Here is an 11,493-nt window from a genome sequence, read left to right as displayed (position 1 = left end):
GCATCGACCCGCGCGGCCAGGCCTGCGTGGTCGCGGTCCATGGCCAGGGTGTACTGGGACAGGTCATTGGTGCCGATCGACAAAAAGTCCGCGTGCTCGGCCAGTTGCTCGGCCATCAGCGCGGCGGCGGGCACTTCGATCATCACCCCCAGCTCCGGGCGCTGGGTCAGTTGCAGCTCGGCGCACAGTTCGTCCAGGCGCTGGCGGATCTGCAGCAGTTCGTCCACTTCGCTGACCATCGGCAGCAAGATGCGGCAGCGTTCCAGCGGGCACACTTGCAACAGGGCGCGCAGTTGCTGGTCGAGCACTTCGGGGCGCACCTGGGCCAGGCGAATTCCGCGCAGGCCCAGCACCGGGTTGGCCTCGACGGGCAGCGGCAGGTAGTCGAGTTGCTTGTCACCGCCCACGTCGATGGTGCGGATGATCACCGACTTGTCGCCCATCGCATCCAGTACGGCCTGATAAGCCTGGCGTTGCTCCTGCTCATCCGGCGCGGTACGCCGGTCGACAAACAGGAATTCGGTGCGCAGCAGGCCGACGCCATCGGCGCCGTTTTCAAAGGCCAACCGGGCCTCGGCGCTGGAGGCGACATTGGCGGCCACTTCGATGCTGACGCCATCGGTGGTGCGCGCCGGTTGCCGGGCCTGGGCCTGTTGCTGCTGACGGCGCAGGGTGTGCGCGTCGCGAAGCTGATGGACTTCGGCGTGACGCGCCTCGCTGGGCGTCAGTTCCAGGCGACCGTTGTTGGCATCCAGTACCACGCGCTGGCCTGGGGGCACGTCGAGCACGTCGGCGCCCAACGCCACCACGCACGGCAGGCCTTTGCCGCGCGCCAGGATCGCCACGTGTGAGGTGGCACCGCCTTCGGCCATGCAGATGCCGGCCACTTGTTGTGCGCTCAGTTGCAGCAGGTCCGAAGGCGTCAGTTCATGGGCGCTGACAATCGCCCCAGCGGGCAATTCGACGTGCCAGGCTTTACCCAGCAGGGCGCGCAGCACGCGCTGTTGCAAGTCGCGCAGGTCATTGGAGCGCTCGGCAAACAGCGGTTTGCCCAAGGCCAACAGCACCGCGCATTGCGCCTGGATTGCATCGCGCCAGGCGTGGGTGGCGGCGCTGCCGTGTTCGATGGCGGTGGTGGCCGCGTCCAGCAGCGCCGGGTCTTCCAGCAGCGCAAGGTGAGCGGCGAAGATCTCTTCTTCCTCAAGGTTGTTGCGCTGGCGAGCGTGGTCGAGGGTGGCGCGGATTTCACTGCGCACGTGCTCCAGGGCCACATCGAGGCGTTGCAGTTGTTCGTCGGCGGCGTGGTTGCCGGTGTCGACAGGCAGTTCGATCCCGGCCAACCGGAACAGCGGCCCGCAGACCAGGCCTGGCGCTGCGCAGACACCTTCCAATACGCCGGCTTCGGTATTGGCCCGGCGTGGCGCCGCGGCAACCGGCGCGTGGTGTGCTTGCTGGAGGGTGACAGACAAGGCCGCGACCAACGCCTGCAACGCCGCCTCGGCATCCTTGCCGCGACAGGTCACGCGGACCTCGTCGCCTTCGCCAATCCCCAGGCCCATCAAACCGATCAGGCTGTCGCACGCCGCCGACTTGCCGCCCAAGTGCAACTGCGCCTGGCTGCTGAAGCCCTGCGCGGTCTTGCGAATCAGCGCGGCGGGGCGCGCATGCAAACCGCCACGGTGGGTGATGCGCACGCTGGCGCTGGCCTCGGCCATGGCGTTATCCACAGCCGGCTGCGGCGCCTCGGTCGCGCGCGTCACAATGCGCAACAACGGCTCGCCGACGTTGACGGTTTTGCCCGCCACCGGCTGCAACTCAAACCCCTCGCCATTGGTGAGAATGATCAGGCTGATCAGGCTTTTGCACTGTCGCGCAATGCGGTCCAGGTCAAACTGCACCAGCGCCTGGCCCTGGCTTACCCGTGCACCTTCCTTGACCAGCAGCGCGAACCCTTCGCCATTCAGCTCGACGGTGTCGATGCCCACATGCATCAGCAGTTCGGCCCCGTTTTCGGCGCGGATCGTCAGTGCATGGCTGGTCCGCGCGACTTGGATGATCACCCCGTCGCACGGCGCGTGCAGGCAACCGTTCAGAGGGTCGATGGCAATCCCATCGCCCATCGCACCGCTGGCGAACACTTCATCGGGAACGTTGCCCAGGGTCAGCACCGGCCCGGTGAGAGGGGCGCTGAGGGTCAGTTCATTATTGTTGTAGGGCATGGGCACGGTACTCATCAGGAAAACGCCACTCAGTGAGTGCGGGTAACTTTGCTCAGGTGCCGCGGCTGGTCCGGGTCCATGCCTCGGGCTTCAGCCAGGCCGGCGGCCATTACGTAGAAGCTTTGAGTCGCCAGGATCGGGTCCAGGCTCGGGTGTTCGGCGCGGCTCAGGGTCAGGTCGCGTTCGGCGATATCGTCCGGCGCGGCCAGCAGTACACGGGCGCCGCGCTGACGCATGTCGGCAGCCAGGCTCAACAGGCCGGCTTGCTCGGCGCCGCGCGGGGCGAACACCAGCAGCGGGTAGTCCGCGCCGATCAAGGCCATCGGGCCGTGGCGCACTTCGGCGCTGCTGAAGGCTTCGGCCTGGATCGCCGAGGTTTCCTTGAGCTTGAGCGCGGCTTCCTGGGCGATGGCAAAACCGGCGCCGCGGCCGATCACCATTAATTGCTGGCAGCCGCGCAGGGCGTCGATGGCAAGGGTCCAGTCCTGAGAAGCCGCTTCACGCAGGCCATCGGGCAGGGCGTGGCAGGCGTGCAGCAAGTCGGCTTCCTGGTTCCAGTGGCCGATCAACTGCGCGCTGGCGCTGAGGGTGGCGATAAAGCTTTTGGTCGCGGCCACGCTGAGTTCCGGCCCGGCGCACAGCGGCACATGGAATTCACAGGCGGCTTGCAGCGGCGAGTCTTCGGCGTTGACCAGTGAAATGCTCAGGGCCCCGCGCTTGCGCAGCAGGCGCAGGCTGTTGACCAGGTCCGGGCTCTGCCCCGACTGCGAGAAACCGAACGCGACCTGGCCACTGACTTTCAACGGCGCCTGCAACAAGGTCACCACCGACATCGGCAACGACGCCACCGGAATGCCCACGTGCTGCATGGCCAAGTAAGCGAAGTAGCTGGCGGCGTGGTCCGAGCTGCCGCGCGCGATGGTCATCGCCACGTGCGGCGGCTGGCGGCGCAGGCGACCGGCGACGTCCTCCAGCAGCGGCGCCAGGCGTTGCAGTTGCGCGGCGACCGCGTCACAGGAGGCCAGGGCCTCTTCAAGCATTTTTGAAGTCAATGGTGTCTCCTTCGACCATTACGTCGGTGAGGTACAGGGCGCGGTCCAGGCGCACGCAGTCGGCAAAGCTGCCGGGTTGCAGGCGGCCGCGTTGTTCCAGGCCCAGGTAGTCCGCCGGAAATTGCGACAGGCGTTGTGAGGCTTCGCTGATCGGCAGGCCGATCTTCACCAGGTTGCGTAGCGCCTGGTCCATGGTCAGGGTGCTGCCGGCCAGGGTGCCGTCGGCCAGGCGCACGCCGCCCAGGCATTTGGTCACGGTGTGGCTGCCGAGCTTGTATTCGCCGTCGGGCATGCCGGCGGCGGCGGTGGAATCGGTGACGCAGTACAGGCACGGGATCGAACGCAACGCCACGCGGATCGCGCCGGGGTGTACGTGCAGCAAGTCCGGGATCAGTTCCGCGTATTGGGCGTGGGCCAGCGCGGCGCCGACGATGCCCGGCTCGCGGTGATGCAGCGGGCTCATGGCGTTATACAAATGCGTGAAGCTGGTGGCGCCGGCGGCCAGGGCCGCTACGCCTTCTTCATAGCTGCCCAGGGTGTGGCCGATCTGCATGCGCACGCCGCGTTCGCTGAGGGCGCGGATCAGGCCGTCGTGGCCGGCAATTTCCGGCGCGATGGTGATCACCCGGATCGGCGCCAGGCGCAGGTATTCCTCAACTTCGGCCATTAATGCGGTGTGGGCGAAATTGGGTTGCGCGCCGAGCTTTCCGGGGTTGATGTAGGGCCCTTCCAGGTGCACGCCGAGCACACGGGCGGTGCCGGCCGGGCGGCTCTCGCAGTAGCTGCCGAGTTCGCCGAGCACGCGGGAGATTTCGTCCGCCGGTGCAGTCATGGTGGTGGCCAGCAGCGAGGTGGTGCCAAAGCGCACGTGGGTGCGGGTGATGGTCTGGAACGCCTCGGCACCTTGCATGATGTCTTTGCCGCCGCCGCCGTGCACATGCAGGTCGATAAAGCCCGGCAGCAGGTAGGGCAGGTCGTTGTCGGCCGGGTCGCAAGGCTCGCCCTCAATGGCGCTGACCTTGCCGTGGGCGTGCACGAGGCGGCCACGCACCCAGCCTTGGGGCGTGAGTATGTTGTCTTCGGACATGGACAGTTCTCTCTAGCGTCGAAGCTCTGCGACGAAGTCGTAGTAGTCGTTGCGGCAGTAGGTGTCGGTGATTTCAATCGGCGTGTTGTCGGCGGTGTAGCCCACCCGGGTCATCAGCAGCATGGCGGTGCCGGGGGCGATGCCGACCAGCCTGGCGAACTCGTCCGAGGCGTTGATCGCCTGGATGTGTTGCAGGGCGCGGACGATGGGTTTGCCGATGCTTTCGAGGTATTCGTACAAGGAGCTGCCGAGGTGTTGCGGGTTGGGCAATACCGAGGCGGGAATCGCGGTCATTTCAATCGCCATCACCGTGTCATCGGCTTTGCGCAAGCGCTTGAGCCGCGCGACCTTGTCGGTGTGCGAGAGGCACAGGCGGATCAACTCTTCGGGGGTGGGCGAGGTGATGTCGCGCTCCAGCCACTGCGAACCCGGTACGAAGCCTTTCAGCCGCAGCATCTCGCTGAAGCCCGAGAGGCGCGACAAGGGTTGTTCCAGGCGCGGCGTGATAAAGGTTCCAGAGCCTTGGCTGCGACGGATCAAGCCTTGTTCGAAGAGTACTTCGAGTGCCTTGCGCGCGGTGACCCGGGAAATGCTCAGTTGCTCGCTGAGGGCGCGCTCCGAGGGCAGTGCCTGCTCGGATTTCCACTGGCCGGCTTGGATCGCCGCTTCAAGGCTGCGGGCCAGTTGCAGGTACAGCGGGGTCGATTGCTTGTCGTCGGGGCGCAGGGCCAGGATGGGGTTCATCATGTTCGGTTTCCGATGCGGTTATTGGAGTGTTGTCGCCCGGTAGTGGTCGCAAGCTAATACCACTTAAATACCATGTCAACGCCACGAAAAGGGTGCACGCAGCGGTTTCAGGGCCCTTAAATGGTGCCTGGTCTCAAGTGGTATTAGAGAGGTCTTTATTGCACGCAGAAGCGCGCAGCCCGCGCGATGAATTGGTATTCACCGGCAGGTGCTGCCAGGGGCAGGAATTATTTTCGAATTATTTTACCAGCGGTCGACGATCAGGGCCGAATCTCGATCAGGGTGCCGTCTTTGACCAGGCTCCAGACTTCGCGCATGTCCACGTTGCGCATGCCGATGCAGCCGTCGGTCCAGTCCAGGGTGTGGAACCACTGCTCCGGGTAGTCTGCGCTGTCGGGCGTGCCGTGGATCATGATCATGCTGCCGGGCTTCACTCCGTCGCGGCGGGCGCGGGCCGCGTCGCTGATATTGGGGTAGGAAATATGCATGGCGAGGTTGAAGCGGTCGCTGACCTTGCGCCAGTCGATCCAGTAGAAACCCTCGGGCGTGCGGCGGTCGCCTTCGATCAGCTTGTGGCCCTTGGGGTTCTTGCCCAGCGAAATACGGTAGGTCTTGAGGGCCTGGCCGTCGCTGATCAACTGCAGTTGATGGGCGGATTTGAGTACCAGGACTTTATCGACAGGCTTGCCGCCCAGGGTCACTTCGATAGCAGCGGGCGACAGCGTGGCAAACGACAGGCAGATCAGAGCAAGCAACCAACGCATTAAAACGGTTCCCTTGGGCGACGAGCTGCGCACGTGTTATTGGGCGGGCTTGGACATAGGTGGCACGGCTTCGCTGCGCACCGGGTAGGACTGCTGCCGACGGTCGGCGAAAAAGTATTCTAAGGTACGCCCGACCGTGCGGAAAGCCAGCTCGGACCAAGGGATGTCGGCTTCGTCGAACAGCTTCACTTCAAGGCTTTCCGGGCCGGCGGCGAAGTCCAGGTCGACCAGCTCGGCGCGGTAGAAGATATGCACCTGGTTGATATGCGGCACGTCGATCAGGGTGTAGATGCTCAGGTTGCGCACGCGGGCGCAGGCTTCTTCCTGGGTTTCGCGCACGGCGGCCTGCTCGACGGTCTCGCCGTTTTCCATAAAGCCGGCGGGCAGGGTCCAATAGCCCAGGCGCGGCTCGATGGCGCGGCGGCACAGCAGCACTTTATCGCCCCATACCGGCACGGTGCCGGCGACGATATTGGGGTTCTGGTAATGAATGGTCGAGCAGTGATCGCACACAAAACGCAGGCGGGCGTCGCCTTCGGGAATGCGTTGGGTCACCGGTTTACCGCACTGGCTGCAGAAGTTCATGCTGGGGTTCCTGAGAAGTGCGCCTATCTTGGCTTGGCGTGCCTGGCCCTGCAAGTTGTCGTTTAGCGACACCGTCCCGGTTTTGGGGTTGGGCGCCCGCACGCTTTGGTGCATGATGCAAGGTAGCCAACAGACCGAGATGACTCATGCTGGACGAGCTACTTCGCCGGGTAAGCAATCACACCCCCCACACGCTGGAAACCGACGGGCGTTTCCCCGAGGCCGCGGTGTTGGTGCCGATTACCCGCAGTGACGAACCTGAGCTGATCCTGACCCTGCGCGCCAGCGGCCTGTCGACCCACGGCGGCGAAGTGGCCTTTCCCGGCGGGCGCCGCGACCCCGAAGACCCGGACCTGATCTATACCGCGCTGCGTGAAGCGGAAGAAGAAATCGGCCTGCCGCCCGGTCTGGTCGAGGTGATCGGCCCGCTGAGCCCGCTGATCTCCCTGCATGGCATCCGGGTCACGCCCTATGTCGGGGTGATCCCGGATTACGTTGAATACCTGGCCAACGATGCCGAAATTGCGGCGGTTTTCAGCGTGCCCTTGGACTTTTTCCGACAGGACCCGCGCGAACATACCCACAGAATCGACTACCAGGGCCGCAGCTGGTATGTGCCCAGTTATCGGTTCGGCGAATACAAGATCTGGGGGCTGACCGCGATCATGATCGTCGAGCTGATCAACCTGCTCTATGACGACGCAAAGATCAGCCTGCACCAACCGCCCAAAAGCTTCATCAATATCTAAGCCATCGTTTGAATGGCAAGGCCGTGAGGGAAAACCATGAAATACCGCCTGGGCGACGCCCGCGTCGAGACCCATCCAAACAGCTGGGTGGCCCCGAATGCCACGCTGGTGGGCAAGGTCAAGCTGGAGGAGGGCGCCAACGTCTGGTTCAACGCGGTGTTGCGTGGCGACAACGAACTGATCCTGATCGGCAAGAACAGCAACGTGCAGGACGGCAGCGTGATGCACACCGACATGGGCTACCCGCTGACCCTCGGCACCGGCGTGACCATCGGCCATAACGCCATGCTGCACGGGTGTACCGTCGACGACTACAGCCTGATTGGCATCAACGCGGTGATCCTCAACGGTGCGAAGATCGGCAAGCACTGCATCATCGGCGCCAATTCGCTGATCGGCGAAGGCAAGGAAATTCCCGATGGCTCGCTGGTGATGGGCTCGCCGGGCAAAGTGGTACGTGAACTCACCGAGGCGCAGAAACGCATGCTCGAAGCCAGCGCCGCGCACTATGTGCATAACGCGCAGCGGTATGCGCGTGATCTGGTTGAGCAGGAAGAATGAGTGCGGTTGAACGGCCTGTTGCCTCGCCGTGCGTGAGCATTTGCGCGCTGGATGATGACGACATCTGTACTGGCTGCCAGCGTACTGTGGATGAAATCACGCGTTGGAGCCGCATGGACAATGCCGAGCGCCGGGTGGTGCTGGGGTTGTGTCATGAGCGGGCGAAGGCGAGCGGGTTGGTGTGGATGATGCCCAGGAAATCCGGCGTCTGACAGACCGCTATCGGGGGCAAGCCCCCTCCCACATCTTATTTGTGAATACATTAAAAGGTGGGAGGGGGCTTGCCCCCGATAGGGCCCTCCCAGACGACATATTTCCAAATGTGAAGTACCCTGTGGCCCTTGCTCACAGGTCCATCCCCATGCTCTTCCTGATCGCCTACATCAGCAGCGTCGTGCTGATCAACTTCGCCTTTTCCACAGCTCCCCACCTGGATGTCATCTGGTCCGCCTGGGGTGGCCTGGTGTTTATCCTGCGCGACATGGTGCAAACCCGCTTCGGCCACGGCGCGATCCTGGCCATGCTGGCGGCGCTGGTGCTGTCGTACATCACCTCCGACCCGTCTATCGCGCTGGCCAGCGCCACGGCGTTTGCGGTGTCCGAGTGCATCGACTGGCTGGTGTTCAGCATCACCAAACGCCCGCTGCATGACCGCCTGTGGATAAGTTCGGCGCTGAGCATTCCCCTCGATACGTTCATCTTTTTCGGCCTGATCGGTGCGCTGACGCCAGCCGTGGCGGGCACCGCGCTGGTGTCCAAATTCGCCGGGGTCACCGTGGTGTGGCTGATCATGGCCTGGCGTGTGCGCAGGCGCGCCGTCGCCAACTGAGGCCAATTTTTACAGTTCATGTAAAATGCCGGCCTTTCTCCACCATGATCCGCTCCCCTGAGGACCTGAGATGACCCGAATCGGAACTCCATTGTCGCCAACCGCGACCCGCGTAATGCTGTGTGGCTGCGGTGAGCTGGGCAAGGAAGTGGTAATCGAACTGCAACGCCTGGGCGTTGAAGTGATTGCCGTGGATCGCTACGCCAACGCGCCGGCCATGCAGGTGGCGCACCGCAGCCACGTGATCAACATGCTCGACGGCGCCGCCCTGCGTGCCGTGATCGAAGCCGAAAAGCCGCACTTCATCGTGCCGGAAATCGAAGCCATCGCCACCGCCACCCTGGTGGAGCTGGAGGCCGAAGGCTTCACCGTGATCCCGACTGCGCGTGCCACCTCGCTGACCATGAACCGCGAAGGCATCCGTCGCCTGGCCGCTGAAGAGCTGGACCTGCCGACCTCGCCGTACCACTTCGCCGACACCTTCGAGGACTACAGCAAGGCTGTCCAGGACCTGGGCTTCCCGTGTGTGGTCAAGCCGGTGATGAGTTCGTCGGGCAAGGGCCAAAGCCTGCTGCGCAGCACCGACGACGTGCAGAAAGCCTGGGATTACGCCCAGGAAGGTGGCCGAGCCGGCAAGGGCCGCGTGATCATCGAGGGCTTTATCGACTTCGACTACGAAATCACCCTGCTGACCGTGCGCCACATCGGCGGCACCACCTTCTGTGCGCCGGTTGGCCATCGTCAGGAGAAGGGCGATTACCAGGAATCCTGGCAGCCGCAAGCCATGAGCCCGATTGCCCTGGCGGAATCCGAGCGGGTAGCCAAGGCCGTGACCGAGGCGCTGGGTGGCCGTGGTCTGTTTGGCGTGGAGTTGTTCATCAAGGGCGACCAAGTGTGGTTCAGCGAAGTGTCGCCGCGCCCGCATGACACCGGTCTGGTGACCCTGATTTCCCAGGACCTGTCGCAGTTCGCGCTGCACGCACGCGCTATCCTCGGCCTGCCGATTCCGTTGATCCGCCAGTTCGGGCCTTCGGCCTCGGCGGTGATCCTGGTGGAAGGGCAGTCGACGCAGACCGCGTTCGCCAACCTCGGCGCCGCGTTGAGCGAGCCGGACACGGCGTTGCGTCTGTTTGGCAAACCGGAAGTGAACGGCCAGCGCCGCATGGGCGTGGCGTTGGCGCGGGATGAGTCGATTGAGGCGGCTCGGGCCAAGGCGACCCGTGCTTCGAAGGCGGTTGTTGTAGAGCTCTAAAAGCATCGGGGGCGAGCCCCCTCCCACACTTGACTGTAGTCACAGCTCAAAATGTGGGGGGAACTTGCCCCCGATAGCGGTCTATCAGTCCACCTTGTTCAAATCATTATCCCGCGTCTCTTTCAGGCACAGCACAGCCATCAAGCTGAGCAACGCTGCCGCCGACACATACCCGCCGACATAACTCAGCCCGCCCATCGCCACCAGCTTGGTCGCGAAGAACGGTGCGGCCGATGCCCCGACAATCCCGCCCAGGTTATACGCCGCCGAAGCGCCGGTATAACGCACGCGGGTCGGAAACAGTTCCGGCAGCAGGGCGCCCATCGGCGCGAAGGTCACGCCCATCAGAAACAGCTCCAATGCCAGGAACAGCGCCACGGCCCAGGTCGAGCCATGCGTGAGCAACGGCTCCATGGTGAAGCCCGACAGAATCGCCAGCACCGCGCCGACGATCAACACCGGCTTGCGCCCCCAGCGATCACTGGCCAGGGCCGCCAACGGCGTAGCCAACCCCATGAACAGCACCGCAAAGCACAGCAGGCCGAGGAAGGTTTCGCGGCTGTAGCCCAGGGTTGAAACGCCGTAGCTCAAGGAAAATGCGGTGGTGATGTAGAACAGCGCATAACACACCACCATTGAGGCCGCGCCCAGCAGCACGGGCAACCAATGCTGACTGAACAGTTCCACCAGCGGCACTTTGACCGGTTTTTCTTTCGCCACGGCATTCGCGAACACCGGGGTTTCGTGCAGTTTCAGGCGTGCATACAGGCCGACCATCACCAGCGCCGCGCTGAGGATGAACGGGATGCGCCAGCCCCAGCTGCGGAACTGCTCGTCGTTCAGGCTCATGGCCAGGATCAGGAACAGGCCGTTGGCCGCGAGAAAACCAATCGAAGGGCCGAGTTGCGGGAACATGCCGAACCAGGCGCGCTTGCCCTTTGGCGCATTTTCGGTGGCCAGCAACGCCGCGCCGCCCCATTCCCCGCCGAGGCCCAGGCCTTGGCCGAAACGCAGCACACATAACAGGATCGGCGCCCAGGCCCCGATGCTGTCATAACCGGGCAACAAGCCGATCAACGTGGTGCACACGCCCATCAGCAGCAGGGAGGCAACCAGCGTGGATTTGCGCCCGATGCGGTCACCGAAGTGGCCGAACAGCGCCGAACCCAGCGGGCGGGCGATAAAGGCGATGCCGAAGGTCAGGAACGACGCCAGCATCTGCGCGGTGCCGGAAGTCTGCGGGAAAAACACCGGGCCGATCACCAGCGCTGCGGCGGTGGCGTAGATGTAGAAGTCGTAGAACTCGATGGCAGTGCCGACGATGCTCGCGGTGGCAACGCGGGCGGTCGAGTTGGTCGGGGCGGCGGTCGCGGCCTCGTTATAGGTGGTGCTCATGGCAGTATCCCTGACAGTCATTGCGCGTTTGGACGCGGATTATTATTGGTCGAACACCCATGGGTCAGGGGTGTAAGCGGGGTGGCTCGGGATGGGAGCAAACACCGGGCAGACACGTTGCGGCAATTGCCTGGACGCGTTCAGTGCGGGTAGCACGCGGTCGGGCGGGGCTCTGGTAAGCCGCACCGATTATAGGAAGGGGTTTGCGGATCCAACAAGAGGCTCAGTCACGATCTATCAAACGCTGCAAATC

At 63.9% G+C, this 11,493-nt stretch carries 12 protein-coding genes; 5 read left to right on the top strand and 7 right to left on the bottom strand.

Translation table 11 applies throughout. From position 1 onward, the window contains the following. From ptsP to WBR57_RS13725, 6 genes are all read right to left on the bottom strand, one after another. Positions 1-2,219 (bottom strand): phosphoenolpyruvate--protein phosphotransferase (ptsP, locus tag WBR57_RS13750; RefSeq protein WP_424084280.1); only part of this gene is annotated, 2,219 nt, incomplete at its 3' end. A gap of 29 nt (positions 2,220-2,248) precedes the next feature. Then, the gene (locus WBR57_RS13745) at positions 2,249-3,259 is read right to left on the bottom strand and encodes an SIS domain-containing protein (protein ID WP_424084279.1); all 1,011 of its coding nucleotides are present in this window, start codon (positions 3,257-3,259) and stop codon (positions 2,249-2,251) included. Then, the gene (nagA, locus tag WBR57_RS13740) at positions 3,252-4,358 is read right to left on the bottom strand and encodes an N-acetylglucosamine-6-phosphate deacetylase (protein WP_424084277.1); all 1,107 of its coding nucleotides are present in this window, start codon (positions 4,356-4,358) and stop codon (positions 3,252-3,254) included. Before nagA ends, WBR57_RS13745 begins: the two co-directional genes overlap by 8 nt. 12 nt (positions 4,359-4,370) lie before the next feature. Further along, positions 4,371-5,102, bottom strand: a complete 732-nt coding sequence (locus WBR57_RS13735; RefSeq protein WP_424084278.1) for a GntR family transcriptional regulator — start codon at positions 5,100-5,102, stop codon at positions 4,371-4,373. A gap of 263 nt (positions 5,103-5,365) precedes the next feature. Next, complete coding sequence (locus WBR57_RS13730) at positions 5,366-5,869, bottom strand: L,D-transpeptidase family protein (RefSeq protein WP_424084276.1); 504 nt, start codon at positions 5,867-5,869, stop codon at positions 5,366-5,368. A gap of 36 nt (positions 5,870-5,905) precedes the next feature. Then, positions 5,906-6,454, bottom strand: coding sequence for an NUDIX hydrolase (locus WBR57_RS13725; protein ID WP_424084275.1), 549 nt, complete (start codon positions 6,452-6,454; stop codon positions 5,906-5,908). A 146-nt stretch (positions 6,455-6,600) separates the two neighbouring features. On the opposite strand from WBR57_RS13725, the gene WBR57_RS13720 reads away from it, so the two are divergent. The 5 genes from WBR57_RS13720 to purT all read left to right on the top strand — a co-directional run bounded on the left by WBR57_RS13720 (position 6,601) and on the right by purT (position 9,845). Next, positions 6,601-7,203, top strand: a complete 603-nt coding sequence (locus tag WBR57_RS13720; RefSeq protein ID WP_424084274.1) for a CoA pyrophosphatase — start codon at positions 6,601-6,603, stop codon at positions 7,201-7,203. A gap of 36 nt (positions 7,204-7,239) precedes the next feature. Beyond that, on the top strand, positions 7,240-7,764 hold the full coding sequence (locus WBR57_RS13715) for a gamma carbonic anhydrase family protein (RefSeq protein WP_124433906.1): 525 nt from the start codon (positions 7,240-7,242) through the stop codon (positions 7,762-7,764). Further along, the gene (locus WBR57_RS13710; protein ID WP_424084273.1) at positions 7,761-7,976 is read left to right on the top strand and encodes a DUF1289 domain-containing protein; all 216 of its coding nucleotides are present in this window, start codon (positions 7,761-7,763) and stop codon (positions 7,974-7,976) included. The genes WBR57_RS13715 and WBR57_RS13710 overlap by 4 nt, the downstream gene beginning before the upstream one ends. Positions 7,977-8,125: 149 nt before the next feature. Beyond that, positions 8,126-8,593: a preQ0 transporter gene (locus WBR57_RS13705; protein ID WP_424084272.1), complete on the top strand. Its 468-nt coding sequence runs from the start codon at positions 8,126-8,128 to the stop codon at positions 8,591-8,593. 70 nt (positions 8,594-8,663) lie between these two features. After that, positions 8,664-9,845, top strand: coding sequence for a formate-dependent phosphoribosylglycinamide formyltransferase (gene purT / locus WBR57_RS13700; protein WP_424084271.1), 1,182 nt, complete (start codon positions 8,664-8,666; stop codon positions 9,843-9,845). An 84-nt stretch (positions 9,846-9,929) separates the two neighbouring features. Here purT and WBR57_RS13695 read toward each other — a convergent pair whose 3' ends face one another. Then, entirely contained in the window at positions 9,930-11,240 is a 1,311-nt protein-coding gene (locus WBR57_RS13695) for an MFS transporter (protein ID WP_424084270.1), read from the bottom strand. Positions 11,241-11,493 lie beyond the last annotated feature (253 nt).

Source organism: Pseudomonas sp. (genome assembly GCF_049590575.1).
Taxonomy (GTDB): Bacteria; Pseudomonadota; Gammaproteobacteria; order Pseudomonadales; family Pseudomonadaceae; genus Aquipseudomonas.
This window is presented reverse-complemented; position numbering and strand designations above follow the sequence as displayed.